Annotated in this window: 10 protein-coding genes; 3 read left to right on the top strand and 7 right to left on the bottom strand. The window is 73.7% G+C overall.

All coding sequences use genetic code 11. The features are described from left to right. The first annotated feature begins 455 nt into the window (after nucleotides 1-455). Both OG875_RS01180 and OG875_RS01175 read left to right on the top strand, forming a co-directional pair. A complete protein-coding gene (locus OG875_RS01180; RefSeq protein ID WP_330172318.1) occupies nucleotides 456-1,328 on the top strand; it encodes a phosphatidylinositol-specific phospholipase C/glycerophosphodiester phosphodiesterase family protein in 873 nt (290 codons plus the stop codon). A gap of 101 nt (nucleotides 1,329-1,429) precedes the next feature. Further along, a complete protein-coding gene (locus OG875_RS01175; protein ID WP_330172317.1) occupies nucleotides 1,430-1,624 on the top strand; it encodes a hypothetical protein in 195 nt (64 codons plus the stop codon). Nucleotides 1,625-1,659: 35 nt separating this feature from the next. On the opposite strand, the gene OG875_RS01170 is transcribed toward OG875_RS01175, so the two are convergent. After that, entirely contained in the window at nucleotides 1,660-2,019 is a 360-nt protein-coding gene (locus tag OG875_RS01170) for a DUF779 domain-containing protein (protein ID WP_330172316.1), read from the bottom strand. 170 nt (nucleotides 2,020-2,189) lie between these two features. Here OG875_RS01170 and OG875_RS01165 point away from each other — a divergent pair, with 170 nt between their 5' ends. Beyond that, nucleotides 2,190-3,026, top strand: a complete 837-nt coding sequence (locus tag OG875_RS01165) for an SGNH/GDSL hydrolase family protein (protein ID WP_330172315.1) — start codon at nucleotides 2,190-2,192, stop codon at nucleotides 3,024-3,026. Nucleotides 3,027-3,113: 87 nt separating this feature from the next. On the opposite strand, the gene OG875_RS01160 is transcribed toward OG875_RS01165, so the two are convergent. From OG875_RS01160 to OG875_RS01135, 6 genes are read right to left on the bottom strand one after another with little or no spacing between them, the layout of a single operon-like run. After that, on the bottom strand, nucleotides 3,114-4,991 hold the full coding sequence (locus OG875_RS01160) for an ABC transporter ATP-binding protein (protein ID WP_330172314.1): 1,878 nt from the start codon (nucleotides 4,989-4,991) through the stop codon (nucleotides 3,114-3,116). 29 nt (nucleotides 4,992-5,020) lie between these two features. Then, nucleotides 5,021-6,211, bottom strand: coding sequence for a glycosyltransferase (locus OG875_RS01155; RefSeq protein ID WP_330172313.1), 1,191 nt, complete (start codon nucleotides 6,209-6,211; stop codon nucleotides 5,021-5,023). Continuing rightward, a complete protein-coding gene (locus tag OG875_RS01150) occupies nucleotides 6,208-7,020 on the bottom strand; it encodes an alpha/beta fold hydrolase (RefSeq protein WP_330172312.1) in 813 nt (270 codons plus the stop codon). Before OG875_RS01150 ends, OG875_RS01155 begins: the two co-directional genes overlap by 4 nt. Nucleotides 7,021-7,024: 4 nt before the next feature. After that, nucleotides 7,025-7,336 carry an acyl carrier protein gene (locus tag OG875_RS01145; protein WP_330172311.1) on the bottom strand — a complete coding sequence of 104 codons (312 nt, stop codon included), beginning with the start codon at nucleotides 7,334-7,336 and terminating at the stop codon, nucleotides 7,025-7,027. Then, nucleotides 7,333-11,829, bottom strand: coding sequence for a beta-ketoacyl synthase N-terminal-like domain-containing protein (locus OG875_RS01140; RefSeq protein WP_330177552.1), 4,497 nt, complete (start codon nucleotides 11,827-11,829; stop codon nucleotides 7,333-7,335). The genes OG875_RS01145 and OG875_RS01140 overlap by 4 nt, the downstream gene beginning before the upstream one ends. A gap of 38 nt (nucleotides 11,830-11,867) precedes the next feature. After that, nucleotides 11,868-18,776, bottom strand: coding sequence for an SDR family oxidoreductase (locus tag OG875_RS01135; protein WP_330172310.1), 6,909 nt, complete (start codon nucleotides 18,774-18,776; stop codon nucleotides 11,868-11,870). Nucleotides 18,777-19,230: the final 454 nt, after the last annotated feature.

The following is a 19,230-nucleotide window of genomic DNA, read 5'->3' as shown; positions in this document are numbered from 1 at the left end:
GTGGCCCCGCCTGCCGCCCGCGCCGGCGGGGGATCCCCGAACCCTCGACCACGGCCGTACCGGTCCGGGGCGAAGTCCCGGCCACGGCAGTGGACTTCGGGCAGTCGGCGGCCCTGACCCGTTCGCGCCGGGGCCGGGAGGTGAGCGTGGCGTCCTGGCGGCGGGACTTCGCCGCTGTCGTCTGTATCGCAGTTGTCGGTGGTCGAGCTCCGGCACGTCGGTGCGGGGGCGAAGTCCCGGCCACGGCACCGGACTTCGGGCAGTCGGCGGCCCTGTCCCGTTCGCGCCGGGGCGCAGGGCGACCGTGACGCCCCGCCGTCGTTGGGACTTCGCCGCGGGCCGTCTGAATCGCAGCCGTCGGGCGGTCGAACTCTTCGTAGGAACACCCCACATGAGGCCGCCCCCGGCGGATACTCGGCTGGTCGTCCGGCCCCCACCCAGACCTCGGAGGCATCATGGCCCTCACCACCCGACGCAGAGCGGTGACCACCGTCGCCGCCGTTCTCGCCGGAGCTGTCGCCACCCCCTCGTACGCCGCCGCGACGGAGCGCGGACGCCGGCCCGAACCGCTGCGCCGTGCCCACGCGCACAACGACTACCTGCACGGGCGCCCCCTGCACGACGCGCTGTCGCACGGCTTCACCAGTGTCGAGGCCGACATCTTCCTGGTCGACGGCGATCTGCTGGTCGCCCACGAGCCCGAGTCCCTCGACCCCACGCGTACGCTCCGCTCCCTCTACCTCGACCCGCTGCGCGACCGGATCCGGGCCAACGGCGGCGCCGTGTACCGGGGATACCACCGGCCGGTCCAGCTGCTCATCGACATCAAGACGGACGGCGCCGCCGCCTATCTGGAGCTGCACCGCCAACTGAACGCCTACCGGGCGCTGTTGAGCACCTACGCTCACGGCACGGTACGGTACGGCGCCGTCACCCCGGTCATCTCCGGCGACCGCGCCGCCCGTCTCCCGATGGAGGCGCAGCAGGTCCGGTACGCCTTCTACGACGGCCGGCTCGACGACCTGGCCGGCCCGGCGGGCGCCTCGTTCGTGCCCCTCATCAGCGGCAACTGGACCACGAGCTTCGGCTGGCAGGGCGTCGGTCCTTTCCCCGCCGCCGAGCGCGCCGAACTGCGCCGTATCGTCCGCACCGCCCACGGCCGGGGCATGCGGGTCCGGTTCTGGGCCACCCCCGACCTGCCCGGACCCGCCCGCGACGCGGTCTGGACCGAACTGCTCGACGCCGGGGTCGACCACCTCAACACGGACGACCTCGCGGGCCTGGCGAGCTTCCTCACGGCCCACGACCGGTCGCCCCGGAACCGCTAGTCAACCCGTACGGCCTACACGCCGGTTGCCCGCGCAGCTCCTCCGCTCCGCCAGACTGGCGGCCGAACGTCGCGATTCCGGCGCGGCGGAGGAGGTTGGCGATGGCCATTTCGATCTCAGTCGTCCTGCTACTGCTGCTGCTCACCGTGATCTTCGTACGCAACAGCGGGCTCAAGCTCGGGCACGCGATCATCTGCGTCCTGCTCGGCTTCTTCCTCGCGGGCACGAGCATGGCGCCGACCATCCAGGACGGCATCGACTCCACGGCGAACGTGGTGAGCAGCCTCCAGCCGTAGGACACGGCGAACGTCCGGGGCCCGGTCCCCGCGCCTCACGCGATCAGCCGTGAGCGGATCAGGAACCGCACCCCCTCCGGGGCCTCCAGCGAGAAGCCACTGCCGCGCCCCTCCACGACATCCACGATCAGCCGGGTGTGCCGCCACGCCTCGTACTGGCTCACCGACATCCAGAACGGCACCGGCTCCGCGACGCCCTCGACCGCCAGGGACTCCAGCAGGACGTCCGAGTTCCCCGTACGGAACTCGCCGGCCGGGTAGCACATGGGCGCGCTGCCGTCGCAGCACCCGCCCGACTGATGGAACATCAGCGGCCCGTGATCGGCCCGCAGCCGCCGTATCAGTTCGGCCGCCGCGGGCGTCACCTCCACGCGCGCGATCGTCTCCTCGCCCATCGTCAGTCCCGTCCCGTTCCCGCTCGATCGACTTCTCGATTTCTTCCAGTCAATCGCACCCAACGTTGCATGAAGGTTGCGTGCCCGGCCGGGGCCCGCTGAATTGCCATCAGATATTTTATGACCGGGTATACCCAGGGGCATCAACTGATGCTATTTATATAGAGTCCATGACCCCACTCATCGGAGAACTAGTCGTGCGCTCAAAAAGACCACTGGTCGCCGCCCTTCTGGCAATGGTCGTCGCCGCCACCGCAGCCCCCACAGCGAACGCGGAGCCCAAGGCGGCCGGTAAGTACGTGGCCATCGGCGACTCCTACGCGGTCGCCCCCGGTACCCGTACCTACGACAACCCCGACGACCCGTGCCGGCGCGGTCCGCTGACCTACCCCCGGCTCTGGGCGGCCTCGCACCCGTCGGTCGGTTTTGTCGAGGCGTCCTGCTCCGGCGCGACCACGGCCGATGTCAACAGCACCCAGATACCGCAGCTGACGGCCGACACCACCCTGGTGACGGTGCAGGTCGGAGGCAACGACGTCGGTTTCGTCGATGTCCTGACGAACTGCATCCTGACGATCAACGACGCGGACTGCCTCGCCGGCGTCGACCTCGCGAAGCAGGCCGCCCAGGGCCTGCTGTCGCCCGCGCTGGCCCAGACCTACGGCGCGGTCCGGGCCGCCGCCCCGTCGGCCCAGGTCGTCGTCGTCGGTTACCCGCGGCTCTACAAGATCGGCGGCAACTGCGGCATCCTCGGGCTCAGCGACACCGAGCGCGCGGCCATGAATTCGGCGGCCGACCTGCTCAACGAGATTATGGCGAGCCGTGCGGCCGAGGCCGGTTTCACCTTCCTGGACCCGCGCCCCTCATTCGACCAGCACGCCCTCTGCTCGGGCGCGCAGGAATGGGTCACGAGCCTGGAGTGGGACAAGATCAACGAGTCCTACCACCCGAATGTGGAAGGACACCGGGACGGATATCTGGCCGCCCTGAACGGCATAACCGGCTGATCTTCGTCACGTTGACCGAGAATCACTGGAAAAACTGAGAAAAGGTGAGGGCATTTCGCGAACACGCGGAATGCCCTCACTTCTTTCTCACAGATTCACCGGCACCGGCCCCTCGCCGGCCGCCGGAACCCCGGGGCCTCCCGCGCTGTCGCCCTCGTCGCCCACCAGCATCTGGGAGGCGGCCAGTTCGCGGTACAGCACATCGGACTCGACCAGCTCCCCGTGCGTGCCCGAGCCCCGCACCTGCCCGTGCTCCAGCACCACGATCTGGTCCGCGCCCGTCACCGTGGAGAGCCGGTGCGCGATCAGCAGGACCGTGCAGCGCCGCGCCACCTGCTCGACCGCCTCGCGCAGTGCCCGCTCGTTGTTGGCGTCGAGCTGCGCCGTCGCCTCGTCCATCAGCAGGACCTCGGGCCCGCGCAGCAGGGCCCGCGCGATGGCGAGCCGCTGCCGCTCACCGCCCGAGAGCGCCACCCCGCGGCTGCCGACCTCGGTCCGCAGCCCGTCCGGAAGCCGCTCGATCAGCGAGTCGAGCCGGGTCAGCCGCAGCACCTCGGCGATCTCCCCGGCCGACACGTCCGAGGCCGCGTACGTGAGGTTGTCCTCGATCGTCCCCGCCATGACGGGCGACTCCTGCTCGACATAGGCGATCCGGCGCCGCACCTCGGCGCGCGGCAGGGTCGCGATGTCCACCCCGCCGATCAGGATCCGGCCCGCCGACGGCTCGTAGAACCGCTGGAGCAGCGCGAACATCGTCGTCTTTCCCGCACCCGACAGACCCACCAGCGCGCTCTGGGTGCCGCCGCCCACCGTGAACGAGACCCCGCGCAGCGCGGGCGAGCGGTCCGGGTACGAGAAGTGCACGTCCCGGAACTCGACCGGTGGCGCGTCCGTCCCGTCCCAGCGGCCCGCGCGCGTCGCCGCGTCGCCGTCCACGTCCTCCTCGACGGGCATCCGCCCCACCTGCTCGATGCGTCCCACGGCGCCCAGCCCCTGCTGGAGCATGCCGAGCCCCGCGACCAGCGAGCCGATCGGGCTCGCCAGGTAGAACACGTACAGCAGGAAGGCGATCAGCGCCGACGCGGTCAGACTCCCCGACGCCACCAGCGCGCCGCCCACCCCGAGCACGGCGAGGAACGCCGCCTGGATGGAGACACCGGACAGCACCTTCACCATCGCCACGTACCGGGCGCCGACCAGCCCCGCCCGGTACGCGCCGTCCACGGCCCGCTCGGCGGCGGCCGTCTCGCGGCCCTCGGCGCCGTTGGCCTTCACCGTCCGGGCCGCGCCCAGCGCCCGGTCGAGTGCCGCGCCCACCGCGCCGATCGACTCCTGCGAGCGCGCGACCGCCTCCCGGATGCGCGGCAGGATGAGCACCATCACCAGCGTGACCCCGAGCAGCACCGCCACGGTCACCCCGAGCAGTCCCAGATGCACCAGGCCCATCAGGACCACCGCGCCCAGGATGCTGAGCACCCCGTTGGCGATCATCACCAGGCCCTCGGTCGCGGCGTTCTGCACGAGCGTGCTGTCGGAGGTGACCCGGGAGATGAGATCGCCCGGGGCCCGCCGGTCCAGTTCCGGCACCCGCAGCCGGATCAGCCGGAACACCAGGTCCCGGCGGATCTGCCGCACCACCCGCTCCGAGGTGCGCTGCTGCCACCAGGACTGGAGCCCGGTCAGCACCGCTCCCAGGACGACCAGGGCCGCCAGCAGCAGGACCGGCCCCGTCACCCCGGAGCCGTCCCCGAGTCCGTCCAGGACGTGCTGCGCCACCAGCGGCTGGACGAGACCGGCCCCGCTCGCCGCCAGCAGGAGGAGCAGGGTGGCGCACAGGACGAGGCGGTGCGGGCGGGCGTAGCCGAGCAGGACCCGTAGCGGAGAAACACCTGACGGTTCGTCAACTGATTTGTTCTCAGCGGCGGTTTCGGTGCGGGGGGTGGGGGGAGCGGTGGCCGAGGTCATGGGGGGTCCCGTGGTAGCGGTCGGGGGAGTCAGTGGGGGAGGGGGTGGGCGGCGGCCGGGGCCTGCCGCGCCGCGATCCGGATCAGATGGTCGGCGGCGGCGGCCCGGCCGCCCGCCGCGCGCAGCGACCGGCCGACGGCCTCGGCGGCGGTCCGGTGCCCGCCGGAGTCGTCCAGGACGGTGCCGATCGCCGTCGCGAGCCGGGCGGCGTCCACGCGGCGGAAACGGACCCGTACACCGGCGCCCGCGTCGACCACCTGGCCCGCGACGATGGGCTGGTCGTCGCGGATCGGGGCGAGGACCAGCGGCAGGCCGTGCCAGAGCGTCTCGCACACCGTGTTGTGCCCGGCGTGGCAGACGACGGCGTCGGCCCGTGCCAGCAGGTCGAGTTGGGGCACGTGCGCACGCACGATCACCCCGGGCGGTACGGCTCCGAGGGTGCCGCCGGGATCGACGACGACCCCCTGGACCCGGTCCGCCAGCATCTCCAGCGCGGAGACCGCCTCGGTGAGGAAGCGGCCTCCGGCGTCCGCGTTGGCCGTCCCGAGCGAGACGAGAACGAGCCGGCGGTCCGGGTCGATCCGCTCCCACGGAAAGTCGCCGCCCCCGCCGCGCGGGGCGACGGCCGGGCCGACCAGATGGACGTGGCCGCCCGGCAGCGCCGCGTCACCCACCAACTCGCGCCCCGTGAAGGCGATGACGCCGTGCGGCGAGAACCGGGGGTCGCCCTGCGCGGACGGATCGCCGATCCGGGCCCGCAGACCGCCGAGCAGCTCGGCCAGCCAGGCGCCCACCTTCGGCAACTCGGCCAGCGGGTCCACGAGTTCGGCCGACGTGGTCGCGGAGGTGACATGCACGACGCCGCGCCGCTCGGCGACCAGCGCGCCCGCGACGGCGTGCTGGTCGGTGAGGACGGCGTCCGGACGGAACGCGTCGATCGCCGCGTCCACGCCCGGCGCCATCAGATCACCGAGCGGGACGAAGAACTTCTCCCAGAGGTGCTGGAAGGCCGCGGGCCCCGCGAGGCCCGGCGGCCGGCTCAGCCCCCCGTCCGGCATCGCGCACTCGTACACCCGGGCGCCGGAACCCGCCAGCGCCCGGATCTGGTCGCCGTAACCGGCCCATGCCACCTCATGACCCCGGCCGGACAGCTCCCCGGCGACGGCCGCCAGCGGGTTGGTGTGTCCGACCAGCGGGGGGACGACGAGCAGGAACCTCACCGCACCGCCCCCGCCAGGGTGTGCTCGCGCACCCAGCGCAGGATCAGCCGCTGGGTCTCCTCGGTGCGCTCGACCAGCACCGAGTGACCCTGCTCGGGCAGGACCACCGTGCGGCAGGACACCAACTTGGCCTCCAGTTCCGGCACTTGGGCGCTCAGTCCGGACTCGTCGCCGAAGATCGCCAGCAGCGGGCAGCCGTCCAGCGCGTCGAGACCGTCGTCGATGACCCGGCCCGCCGGGACGTCCTCGGCCAGGGTCGTGGTGGCCAGGATGCGACTGGCGCTCCGGGAGAGCCGGGCGGTGTGCGCGCCGTGGTTGGCGGAGATCCAGCCGATGACTTCCTCGCGGCCGAGCTGGTTCTTGGCGTCCGCCAGCCCCTCGGCCATGTGCCGGGTCCACTCCGCCACCGGCGGCTCGGACTCGATCATCGTGACGGTGGCCACCCGGTCCGGGTGCCACGCGGCCAACGCGGTCGCGATGGTGCCGCCGAAGGAGTTGCCGACCACATGCGCCCGACGGGTCTCGCCGAGCCCGTCGAGCACCCCGACGAGATCCGCGACGAACGACTCCAGACGGTATCCGGAGGCCGGCCGGTCACTGCGGCCGTGGCCCCGGAGGTCGTACATGATCACGTCGATGCCCGCCGCCGCGAACGCCGGGCCCAGGGTGAAGTAGTAGCTGGCCAGACTGTCCGTGAGCAGACCGTGGACGAACACCACGACCGGCACCTCGCCGCCGTCGGCGGGCGGGTTCGCGGCCGGCAGCAGCTGGACGTGGGTGGTGATGTCCCCCGTACGTATCTTCGCCATCGGATCAGACCTGCCCGGCGGTGCGCAGCGAGGCGGCGACGTAGTCGACCAGTTCACCGACGGTCAGCGCGATGATCTCGTCCAGCTCCAGATCGGCGATGAACAGCGCGAGGTTGACCTGGTCGCCGTAGTGCTCGCGCAGCGAACCGGCCAGCGTCACCAGGTCGATGCTCTCCAGCTCCAGATCGTCGTGGAAGGTGGTCTCCCGCGTGATCTCGGCGTCGTCCAGCCCGTCCTCCGCCAGCATGGTCCGCAGCATCGCGGTGATGTCGCGCTCCACGGCCGCCGCCACGGTCGTCTCGGTCTCGGTGGTCATGACGAGTCTCCTGTCCGATTGGTGTCGTCGTTCTCGGTCGTCGTCCGGGCGACGACGTAATGCCTCTCCGGCAGCCCCGGCGGATTGGCGGTTTCCTCCAGCCGCACCTCGTAGAGGCGTCCCCCGGCCACCACACGGGCGCGGTTCTCGTCGGCGGCGACCACCCGGTACTCCGCGGGGCGGCCCCGCAGACCGGTGCCGCGCGCCTTCGCGACGGCCTCCTTGGCGGTCCAGAAACGGGTGAACCACAGCGCGCCGCCCCCCGGCGACCGCGCCACCAGCGAGTCCAGCAGGGCGAGTTCGGTCGTGTCGCACGACGTCTCGACCGTGGCGCGCGGACGCTCCACGACCTCCTCGACGTCGATCCCGCACTCTCCCCGCGCGGCGATCGCCACGCCCGTCTCCCGGCGGTGCGCCACCGAGACCGTCAGCCCCGGACCGAGCACGCGCCCGTGCACGCCCTCGGCCAGCGGGCGCCCCGACGCGTCGTTGCGTACGGCGATCTCGGCCGGATAGATGTCGTCCGCGCCCTCCCGCCACAGCAGCCCGCGCACCGCGTCCTTGGCCGCGATGCGGCCGAGCAGCCACTGGCGCCTGCGCACCGGCGGCAGCCCCTCGTAACGGGCCCGCTCCTCGCTGCCCAGCATGTTGCGCATGATCAGCTCGCGCGTGGCGAGGTCCGGCCAGCGCTCGTGGACGAGCGTCCAGCCGCCGGGCCGCGCCGTGGACAGGGTGTTGCGGCCCGGGAAGCGGTCCACCGCGCGGATGTTGGCGTCGGTGTCGAACCGCCGGTCCTGCCAGCCGGTGAACTCCGCCCAGACCAGGCCGTCCTGGCCGACCAACTGCATGTCGGCGGTGAGCGTGAGGTCGGTGACCTCGGTGATACGGATCAGACAGGTCAGCCGCTCGCCGGGGCGCGGGTGCGGCCCGTGGAACCGGATGTGCTCCATGCGGACCGGGAACACCGTGGTCCGTTCGGTGAGCGTCGCCATGATCCAGTAGCCGAGCAGCTGGCCGACGTTGTCGAGCAGCGCACCCGGCGCCTGAGGGGTCGTCAGCACGCCGCGTACCCAGCGGTCGCCGATCCCGGACAGCTCACTGACGCCCTGGAAGCGCGGCCCGTGGAACATCCACCGCTCGTCGTAGAGCTGCTCGGCCGTCATCCCCGGGACCCGCTCGGCGGCGGCGTCCACCGGCCAGGCGGCCGGCGGCGCCGGATGCGCTGCGGCCAGTTCGACCACGGCCCGCGAGTAGCCGGTGAGGGTCACCTCGACCCGGTCGGCCGCCAACCGCCGCACCTCCACCGGCACATCGGAGGCGGGCATCGCCTCGATCCACTTCAGCAGACGGACATCGTGCACGGCGACCGCCCCCATGCCGGGCACGGCCTGTTCGGCGATCTCCATGAGGTGGCCGATGACCGTGGTGGCGGGGACGATCGGCCAGCGGTCGCCCTCGTCGGGCCAGCCCGGCCGCTGCCGGAAGAAGCAGTGGTCGAGCAGGTACGGCATCGCGGCCACGTCCACCCGCAGCACGGCGGGGACCTCGGAAGCGGCGGGGGGTGCGGCCGGTGCGGGGGCCGGGGTCTGTGCCGGCACCCGGGCCTGGGGCGTACCGAGGGCGGCGCGTGCCGCGATCAGTTCGTCCGCCACCGCCGCCGTGTCGCTGATCAGCGCCGACAGCTCGGCGGCGACCGGGAACCCGGCGCCCGAGCGCCCGAGCGCGTCCAGCCGGTCGAGCGCGTTGCCGTCCCCGAGACCACGGGACGGCGGCGGATGACCGATGCTGTCCGCGAGGAGCTTGCGGGCCTGGTCGGGCAGCGAGATCAGCGCCCCGTCGAGGTTCAGCCGTACCCCCGGCCGCCCACGGCCCGTACCCGCCGGAGCGGCCCCGGACCCCAGCAGCGGACCCACGTCCGGCGCCGCGCCCTCCACCCACAGCGCGGTCACGACCCGGCGCAGCTGCGCCAGACCGTCCCGCGCCGGGGAGTGCGCCGAGACGACCAGCCGGTCCTCGCCCGCCAGCGTGTCGTCGATCAGCGAACCCAGCTGACCCGCGCCGAGCTGGACGAACGCCCGGTGCCCCGCGCCGTGCATCGCCGTGATCAACTGCCGGAACCGCACGGGCTCCAGCAGATGCCGCACGAACAACTCCCGTACCGCCGCCGGGTCGTCGGGATAGCGCGCGGCCGTCGTCGCCGACCAGACCGGCGTGGACTGCGGATGCAGCGTGTACGTCTCGGCGGCCCGCCGGATCGGATCCAGGTACGGGGCGAGCATCGGGGTGTGGAAGCCGGAACGGAACGGCAGCACCTGCCCGATCACGCCCCGTGTCCGGAACCGGTGGACCAGTTCGCCGACCGCCTCCTCCGGACCGCAGATCATCGACTGGTTCGGCGCGTTGTCGTGCGACAGCACCACGTCGTCGCGGCCCGCCAGTTCGGCGAGCACCCCCTCGGCGGGCATCCCGAGCACGGCGAACGCCGCACCGGGCACCCGCAGCGCGTCCGGGTCGAAGCCCGCGAGGAACGTGTCGACCTCGCCGGCGGCGTGGATCCCGCCGCAGGCCATCGCCGTCCACTCGCCGACACTGTGTCCGGCGACCGCGTCCGGCACCACGGACAGCCGCCGCAGCGCCGTGTCGAGCAGCCTCCCCAGCTGGAAGACCGCCGCGCCGTGCCGGCCCACGTCCCCGACCCGGGCCTCGTGACCCGGCGCCCAGGTCAGTCCGAACCGCTCGGCCAGCGAGTCGACCCGCGCCTCGAACTCCGCCTCCAGACCGGGGAACACGAACACCGTCGTGCCGCCGCCCGGACCGAGCAGCGGACGCGGGCTGAACCACACGTCGCTGCGCCCGCGCCAGGCGGCGCCCTTGGCGACCGCCTTCCTGGCCAGCTTCAGCCGGCGCGCCGTCGGGTCGACGATGCCCAGCCGGACCGGTCCGGCGGCCCGCTCACGCTCGTCGAGACCGGCGGCCAGCACCGCCGGGTCGTCGGCGTCCAGCAGCGCGGCCAGCGACTCCCGGTCGGGCGCGGCGAGCCGCAGCACCCGTTCCGGTTCGGTGACCGTGGCCGTCGCCCGCCCCGTACGGCCCGCCGGGACGCTGCCCCGGCCCGCCGGTGCGGACGCCGCCTGCTCCAGCACCACATGGGCGTTGATGCCGCCGAAGCCGAACGCGTTGACCCCCGCCCGCCTCGGCGCGCCCGACTCCGGGCTCTCCCAGGGCGCCGACCGCGACAGCGGGGCGAACCGGGTCTGTTCCAGGGCCGGATGCGGGTCCTCGCAGTGCAGCGTCGGCGGCAGCACCCCGTGGTGCAGCGCCAGCGCGGCCTTGATCAGCCCCGCGACACCGGCGGCCGGCATCGTGTGACCGATCATCGACTTCACCGAGCCGATCGCCGCACGCGCACCCACGGCGGGGCCGAACACCTCGGCCAGCGTGGTCAGTTCGGCCCGGTCACCGGCCGGGGTCGCCGTGCCGTGTGCCTCCAGCAGACCGAGGGCGTCGGCCGCGCGCGGGTCCAGCCCCGCCGCGTCCCACGCCTGACGTACGGCACGGACCTGCCCGCCCGGATCGGGATTGAACAGACTGGCCGACCGGCCGTCGCTCGCCACACCGGTACCGGAGACCACCGCGTACACGCGGTCGCCGTCGCGCTCCGCGTCCGCCAGCCGCTTCAGCACCACGATGCCGGTGCCCTCGCCGATGAGCACCCCGTCCGCGCCCCGGTTCAGCGGCCGGATGCGCTCGCTGGGCGACAGCGCGCCGAGCTGGCTGAACACACTCCACAGCGTGATGTCGTGGCAGTGGTGCACCCCGCCCGCGAGCATCACGTCGCAGCGCCCGCCCGCCAGTTCACGCACCGCGTGGTCGACCGCCACCAGCGAGGAGGCGCAGGCGGCGTCCACGGTGTACGCCGGGCCGCGCAGATCGAGCCGGTTGGCGACCCGGGACGCGGCCAGGTTCGGCACCAGACCGATCGCCGACTCCGGCTGCTCGGGCCCGAGCTGACCGGCGAAGGCGGAGCGCACCTCCTCCAGCCGGTCGTCGCCCAGCTCGGGGGCCAGTTCCCGCAGCGTACGCACCAACTGATTCGCCGTACGCACCCGTTGGTCGAGCCGCACCAGACCCGGCGTCAGATAACCGCCCCGGCCCAGCACGATCCCCGCCCGCTGCCGGTCCGCCGGCAGCACCGGCTCACCGCCCGCGTCGGTGATCGACCGGTGGGCCACGTCCAGCGCGATCAGCTGGTCCGGCTCCGTCCCCGCGACGGAGGTCGGCATGATGCCGAACCGCGTCACGTCGAACTCGGCGCCCTGGTCCACGAATCCGCCCCGCCGGCAGTACACCCGGTCGCTGCGCGGGGGACCGCCGGGCGCGTAGAACTCCTCGTCCCAGCGGCCCGGGGGCACCTCGGTGATGGAGTCGACGCCGTTGACGATGTTGTGCCAGTAACTCTCCAGGTCGTTGGCGCCCGGGAAGTACACGGCCATGCCGACGACGGCGACCGGTGTGCGGGTGTCCACGGAGGTCACCAGCCCGACGCGGTGTAGACGGCCGCGTGCGTGTGCGGCGCGCCCCAGGCGAGCTCCCGCAGCAGGCTCAGCGGCCCCTCCTCGGGGTCGATCAGCTTGATCCCCCGCGCGGCGTACGAACGCATCAGGGCGGGAGTGACCATGCCGCCGTTGGTCTCGGCGGCGGCCCACGGGCCCCAGTGGACGGTCAGCCCCCGGCGCTCGTCCGTCGACCAGCGGCGGCCCAGCTCCTCCAGCGCGTCGTTGGCCGCCGCGTAGTCGGACTGGCCGCGGTTGCCGAGGGCGGCGGCGATGCTGCCGAACAGCACGGCGAACCGGGGGCCGCGCGGCAGCGCGTCCACCGCGTCCAGCACGGCGCGCGCGCCGTCGACCTTGGTGGCGAACACCCGGCCGAAGGACTCCGCCGACTTCTCGGCCAGCAGCTTGTCCTCGATCACCCCGGCCGCGTACACGACACCGTCGAGCCTGCCGTGCTCGGCGTGGACGTCCTTCACGGTGGACCGCACGGCCTCCGCGTCCAGCACGTCCACGCAGTGGTAGCGGACCTCACTGCCGAGCGCCCGCAGCGCCTCGACGGTGCCCCGCACCTCGCGTTCCGCGAGGACCGCGCCCACCAGGCGCTCCACCTCGCCGGGCGAGGTCAGACCGGTGGACAGGAACGCGGCCCGCAGCGCGTCACGGTCGGCGGCCCCGGCCGTGGCCGGGTCCTCCGTGTCCGCGGGGACGGGGGTACGCCCCATGAGTTCGATCCGGCAGCGGCTCGCGGCGGCGATCGTCCGGGCGAAGCGCGCGGTGATCCCGCGCGCGCCGCCGACCAGCAGTACGACCGACTCACGGTCGAGGCCCGCCGCCTCGGCCTCCGCCTGGCCCTCGCCGGCCGGACCGGCCCCGGTGGCGGCGAGCGCCCCGAGATCGGTCGGGGTCAGCCGCAGCGCGTGCCGTGCGACGCCGTCGTGCAGGACGACCGGCTCCTTGTCGGTGGCGGTGAGTTCGGTGACGAGGGCGTCCGCGACCGCGTCGGCCGTCGCCTCGCCCGCCACCTCGACCAGCGTCGCCTTCATGTCGGGGTACTCACGGGCGACGGAGCGGAAGAAGCCGCGCAGACCGCTGGCCGCGCCCTCGCCCCGGCGCTCCACGGCGACCAGCGTCCGGGGCGCCCCGGCGAGCGCCGCCTGGAACACCGGCAGCGCCTCGGGGAACGGCGGCTCCGCCGCGTCGAGCGTGCCGAGCAGGATCACCGCGTCGGCGGGCGCCGTCGGCGCCACTCCGGCCGGTACGAGCGTGGGATCGGCGCCGGCCGCGCGCAGCCGCTCGGCCAGCAGCGGGGCCAGCTCGCCACCGCCGAGCAGCGTCACGGCGGTCCCGGCGGCCAACGACCCGGTCACCTCGGCCAGCCGCTCCTCGGTGAACTCCAGCCGCTGCGGGGCCAGGATCTCCGCCTCGGCGGCGGTCTCCGCGACCGGGGGCTCGTCCGCCGCCCGGGTGTCCCCGGCGGCCGGGGTGCCGGTGCCGGTGAGCCGTTCCACCAGCAGCCCGGTGATCCCGGCCGCGGTGCGCGCCGTGCTGAGACCGTCCAGTTCACCGCTGGCGTCCAGCGGCAGGCCGAGGCGTACGGCGAGTTCACCGGCGATCTCGGCGCGCTTGATGGAGTCGACGCTGAGGTCCGCCTCCAGGTCCAGTTCCGGCTCGATCATCTCGACCGGGTAGCCGGTGCGGTCCGCCACCACGGACAGGACGGCGGCGAGTACGGACTCCGGGTCGGCCGGGGCGGCGGGGTCGGCGGGCACCGGGTCCGCCGGGGCCGGGGCCGGGGCACCGGCGGCGGGGCCCGCCGCCGCGGTGGGGGGCGCGGCGGCGGGCAGCGCGAGGACCGCCCGGTCGGCCGGCGCGGCGACCGGGGCGGGCTGCCAGGTGACGGCGGCCGGGGCCGGGACGGAGCCGGCGCCCGGTCCGCCGAGGTAGGTCATCAGGACGTCGCGCTGGGCGGCGACCAGGTCGCGGCTGGTGCGCAGGAACTCGGCGACGAGAGCGTCCGGCGCGCTGTGGGGGGCGTGGGGGGAGTGGTTCTCCGGCACGATCAGCTCCGTAACGGGTCGGGCGGGGTGCAGGGCGTGGGGGGGAATGGTGCCGTCGGCGAGCCGGACGAGCTGGCCGTCGACGGTCCAGCCGGGGCTCCGTCCGGCGGTGGCGGTCTCCGGGTCGACGGCGTCCCGGCCCCGGAAGAGCCGGCCGGTGCGCACATCGGCCCCGTTGACGGCGAGCTGCGCCAGGGCGGTGAGGAAGCCGCCCAGTCCGCCGCCCGGCCGTCCGCCGTCGAGCGGGACCACGCGGTGCGGGCGGTCCCCGAGGACGGCCTCGACCAGCCGGGTCAGGACCCGGCCCGGCCCGACCTCCGCGAAGACGCGGGCCCCGGCGGCGTACATCGCCTCGACCTGCTCGGCGAACCGGACCGGCGCGCCGATCTGGGCGGCGAGCCCCGCCCGTACCCCGGCGGCGTCCGCCGGATACGGCTCCGCCGTGCGGTTGGCCCACACGTCGAACGCGGGCGGATACACGGTCAGCGCCTCCAGCCGCTCGGCGAACACCTCACCCGCGCCCGCCAGCAGCGGGCTGTGGAAGGCGCACGCCACCTGGAGCGGTTTGACCTGGTGACCGGCGTCGCGCAGCCGTGCGACGGCCGCCCCCACCTGCTCGGTGGGGCCCGAGATCACCGTCTGGACGGGCGAGTTGCGGTTGGCGGCGACGACCTCGCCGTCGAGGCCGGCCAGCCGCAGCACCTCGTCCACCTGTTCGGGTGACGCCGTGACGGCCGCCATCGTGCCGGGGTCGCCGCCCGCCGTCCGGGACAGGATCGCCCCGGCGCGCTCGGCGCTCGCGGTGATGACGTCCCGGGGCGAGAGCGCCCCGGCCACCCCGAGGGCGACCAGTTCGCCGTAGCTGTGCCCCGCCGCCATGGCCGGGCGTACGCCGACCGAGGCCAGCAGTTCGGCGGCGGCGAGTTCGACGACACCGAGCGCGGGCTGGGCGACGGCGGTGTCGGTGATCCGGGCCAGCTGGCCGGCCCGGTCCTCCTCGCCGAAGGCGGTCGGCGGGTGCAGCACCTCGGCCCAGCGCTCGCCGAGCTGGAGATAGTGCTGCAACTCGGGGAACGCCACGAAGAGTTCGGCGAGCATGCCGGGGCGCTGGCTGCCCTGCCCGGGGAACAGGAACGCCAGTTTCCCGTGTGCCACCTCCGCGCCCGGTGTGCCCTCGGCGGCCTCGGCCGCGTGGATCCCGGCCTCCGGCGCGTGCTCGCCCTCCGCCGCCCGGCGCAGTAGACCGGGCAGGTCGGCGAGGGTGTCCGCCACCACCGCGATCCACACCCGCTCGCCCCGGACCGCCGCCCGGTCGGCGCGCGCGGCGGCGTTGCGCGCGTAGTCGCGCAGCCGCCACCGGCCGCCCTTGGCCACCAGGTCCTCCAGCGCCCGGACCGACCGGCGTGCCGCGTCGGCGTCCCGGCCCCGGAAGACGAGGAGTTCGGCCGGCCACGTGTCCAGAGAGTGCGCGGGCGGTGCCTGTGTGTACGCGCGTAGAACGGCGTGGAAGTTGGTGCCGCCGAATCCGAAGGCGCTCACTCCCGCCACCCGTCGCTCGGGCTCGGCCGCCCACGGAGCCGCCTTGGTGTGGAAGACGAACGGGCTGCTCCCCGCCTTCCAGGCGGAGTTGGGCTCCTTGAGATGCAGGGTCGGCGGCTTCACCCCGTGGTAGAGCGACAGGGTGACCTTGATCAGTCCGGCCAGCCCGGCGGCGCACTTGGTGTGCCCGATCTGGGACTTGACCGAGCCGACCGCGCAACTGGCCACCTCCGCACCGGCTTCGGTGAACACCTCGGTGAGCGTGCCGAGTTCGGTACGGTCCCCGACGACGGTGCCGGTGCCGTGCGCCTCGACCAGCCCCACCTCGGCGGGCGAGACACCGGCGTTGCGGTAGGCGCGGGTGAGAGCGGCGTGCTGGCCCTCCGGGCGGGGCGCGGTCAGACCGAGCGCCCGCCCGTCGCTGGCACTGCCCACTCCGTCGATCACCGCGTACACCCGGTCGCCGTCGCGCTCCGCGTCCGCGAGCCGCTTCAGGACCACACAGGCGACGCCCTCACCGAGGGCGATGCCGTCGGCGGCGGCGTCGAAGGTGGCCGAACGGCCGGTGGGGGAAAGGGCGTGCACCGACGAGAACAGCAGATAGTCGTTGATGCCGTTGTGCAGGTCGGCGCCGCCGCACAGCACCATGTCGCTGGTGCCCGCGACCAGTTCCTTGCAGGCGACGTCGACGGCGGTGAGCGAGGAGGCACAGGCCGCGTCGACGGTGTAGTTGGCGCCGCCGAGGTCGAGCCGGTTGGCGACCCGTCCCGCGATCACGTTGGCGAGCATGCCCGGGAAGGAGTCCTCGGTCAGCCGGGGCAGCTGCTCGTCGAGCGCGGGCGGGATGGTGCCGATGTAGCCCGGCAGCACCGTACGCAGCGTCGTCGCGTTGGACAGGTCGCTGCCCGCCTCGGCTCCGAACACCACCGACGTACGGGAGTGGTCGACGCCCTTCGCGTCGTACCCCGCGTCGGCGAGCGCGCGCCGCGACGCCTCCAGGGCGAGCAGCTGCACCGGCTCCACGGCCGCCAGCGACGCGGGCGGAATGCCGTAGCGCAGCGGGTCGAACGGGATCTCGGGCAGGAAGCCGCCCCACCGGGAGGGGGTGCGTTCCCCGTCGCCGTCGGGCGCGTAGTACCGCTCCTGGTCCCAGCGCTGGGCGGGGACCTCGGTGACACAGTCCTTGCCCGCGAGGATGTTGGCCCAGAAGTCCGCCAGATCGGGCGCCCCCGGGAACATGCCGGCCATGCCGACCACCGCGACCCGCAGCGGCTCGGGGGCCGGCGGCTCCTCCCGCGCGCCGATGCCGAGCGGGGCGCGCACCTCGGCGGCGCGGGCGCGCAGCCAGCCGGCCGCGCCGTCGCTCACGGCGCCGTGCAGCGCGGCGACCGTGGTCACCGCCTCGCGCAGCACCACGACCTCACCGGCCATGAACATGCCCTCGTCGGACTGCCGGGTCTCGTCCACGGCCAGCAGGTCGTCGCCGACCCGCTCGATGCCCTTGCTGGCGAGCCGCAGCCGGCCGACGTTGAAGCGCTCCAGGCGCTCCCAGATCTCCCGGTCGGGCACGCCCTGTTCGCGCAGTTCGTCCTTGAGGGCGGCGAAGTCCTCGCTGATGGCGCTGCGCGCGCAGCGGGTGGCGTGGCCGGGGGCCGTCTCCAGCAGATCGGTCCGCTCCGCGTCGAGGATGCGGCGCTGGAACAGCGGCTGTATCGCACCGCCGCGCACCGCCTCCTCGGTGAACAGATAGGCGGTGCCCATCAGTACGCCGAATCCGACACCGGCCCTGGTCAGCGGGGCGGCCAGCGCGGCGGCCATCGCGGCCGACCGCTCGTCGTGCACGCCGCCCGCGAAGAGCACGGTCAGCGCGGCGGCCTCGTCGCCCGCCTCGGCGAGGAAGTCCAGCAGGACCTCGGTCTGCGCCTCCCAGAGCGGGAAGCTGTTGCGCGGGCCGACATGGCCGCCGCACTCGGCGCCCTCGAAGATGAACCGGCGCGCGCCCGCCGCGAGGAACTGCCGCAGCAGACCGGGGGACGGCACGTGCAGGAAGGTCGTGATGCCCTCCGCCTCCAGCGCCGCCGCCTGGGCCGGCCGGCCGCCCGCGATGATCGCGTGCGTGGGCCGCAGCTCACGGACGACCTCCAGCTGGGCGGACTTGATCTCCTCGTCGGCGAAACCGAGCACGCCCACACCCCACCGGGCGTCGCCGAGGGCGTCACGGGTGCGGGTCAGCATCGACCGGGTCCGCTCGGCGTTCGCCAGCGCGAGCGCGAGGAACGGCAGGCCGCCCTCGGCCGCCACCGACGCGGCGAACGCGGGCTCGTCGCTGACGCGGGTCATCGGCCCCTGGGCGACGGGCAGCCGGGTGCCGAGCGCGCGTGCCCCGGCCGATCCGGCGGCCAGCGCGGCGGCGGGGGCGTCGTCGGCGAACGCGTCGGCCATGGCGGCCGTGACACCGCGAACGGCCTCGGCCACGCTGCTCCAGCGAGCGGCGAAGGAGGCGGCGAGGAAGGCGTCCTGACCGAGCGGGAGGAACTGCGTACGGAGATCGTCCGAACCGATCCGCGCGGCGAACTCGGCCGCGTCGTCGGGGAGTTCGGGCGCGCCGGGGCCACGGCGGCGCAGCACCCGCACGCCGTGGTGGAGCACGGTCTCCGAGCCGTCGAGCCCGGCGAGCACGCCGGTCAGCTCGGTCGGCAGCGCCGCCTCGTCGAACAGCGCGACCTGCGTGTCGAGCACGACACCGGCCGCGCCGCCGGCCACGGAGGCGGCGGCGGTGTGCGGTCCGATGCCGCCGCAGGCCCAGGCGGGCAGATCCAGGGCCGGTTCGGCGAGCACCTGCTGGAGGAGCACGAAGGTGCTCAGCCCGCCCGCGCGACCGCCGCTCTCGGAGCCGCGCACGATCAGTCCGGAGGCACCGGCCTCGGCGGCGCTCAGCGCCTCGGCGAGGGTGGTGACCTCGACCAGGACCCGGCGGCCGGCGAACTCGGCGGGTGAGCGCGCGGGATCGGCAAGCAGCACCGTGTCCACGAGTTCGGGCAGTTCACCCGCGCCGGCCGAGCAGCCCTCCCGGATCCGGACGCCGAACGGCGCGGACGACCAGCGGCAGGTGCGGTCGAGCAGATCCGTCACCTCGCGCGGGTCACCGGCGGGCAGTTCGAGCACACCGACGGCACCGGCCGAGGCCGCTGCGACGGTGAGGCGTGGGGACGGCCGTTGCAGAGGGTTGATCACGATGACCGAATGCGGCAGGGAAAAGTCGTTGGACCAGGAAGGTCCTGGAGTCCGCATGAACTCTCCAGATGCGGGGGGCAGTTGTGGGGATTGGCAGTTAAGTGGCCGTGCTTCCCCAGAGTCAACCGGACACGGAGCGTGGTGGACCCGATCTGTCGAACGTCTGTACGGATTTGACCGGAGCCACATTCCCGCAGGCGGGGGGTTGGGGGGCGTTTCTCATGGGCGTCATCCGTGGATCATGTCGTTGATATCGACATGACATGCGCGTGCAACAGGCGCCCTCCTGTGGCGCCCGGGGCTGTGCTTCAGATCACAATAACTTTCTCGATGGGTGTCCGGTTCCGGCCTTATGGCTACGGAGAGTGAGGCTGGCCCGGGAGGGAGGCCGGTCGGCGCGCAAGGGCGTGTTTCGGCAGCTCGGCGGCGTGAAACGGCCGGTCGCAATCGTTTCGGAAACCTTCTTTCGCAGCGTTCCGACGCTCAATGTCCACGGAGAGACCAAAGTTTG

Source organism: Streptomyces sp. NBC_01498, from assembly GCF_036327775.1.
In the GTDB taxonomy this organism is placed as follows: Bacteria; Actinomycetota; Actinomycetes; order Streptomycetales; family Streptomycetaceae; genus Streptomyces.
The sequence above is the reverse complement of the archived record's forward strand: the minus strand, read 5'-3'. Positions and strand labels throughout refer to the sequence as shown.

Excerpts from the sequence above, each read along its gene's own strand:
- OG875_RS01180 (WP_330172318.1), top strand. The coding sequence starts at position 456 with ATGGCCCTCACCACCCGACGCAGAGCGGTGACCACCGTCGCCGCCGTT.
- OG875_RS01175 (WP_330172317.1), top strand. The coding sequence starts at position 1,430 with ATGGCCATTTCGATCTCAGTCGTCCTGCTACTGCTGCTGCTCACCGTG.
- OG875_RS01170 (WP_330172316.1), bottom strand. The coding sequence starts at position 2,019 with ATGGGCGAGGAGACGATCGCGCGCGTGGAGGTGACGCCCGCGGCGGCC.
- OG875_RS01165 (WP_330172315.1), top strand. The coding sequence starts at position 2,190 with ATGACCCCACTCATCGGAGAACTAGTCGTGCGCTCAAAAAGACCACTG.
- OG875_RS01160 (WP_330172314.1), bottom strand. The coding sequence starts at position 4,991 with ATGACCTCGGCCACCGCTCCCCCCACCCCCCGCACCGAAACCGCCGCT.
- OG875_RS01150 (WP_330172312.1), bottom strand. The coding sequence starts at position 7,020 with ATGGCGAAGATACGTACGGGGGACATCACCACCCACGTCCAGCTGCTG.
- OG875_RS01145 (WP_330172311.1), bottom strand. The coding sequence starts at position 7,336 with ATGACCACCGAGACCGAGACGACCGTGGCGGCGGCCGTGGAGCGCGAC.
- OG875_RS01140 (WP_330177552.1), bottom strand. The coding sequence starts at position 11,829 with ATGGCCGTGTACTTCCCGGGCGCCAACGACCTGGAGAGTTACTGGCAC.
- OG875_RS01135 (WP_330172310.1), bottom strand. The coding sequence starts at position 18,776 with ATGCGGACTCCAGGACCTTCCTGGTCCAACGACTTTTCCCTGCCGCAT.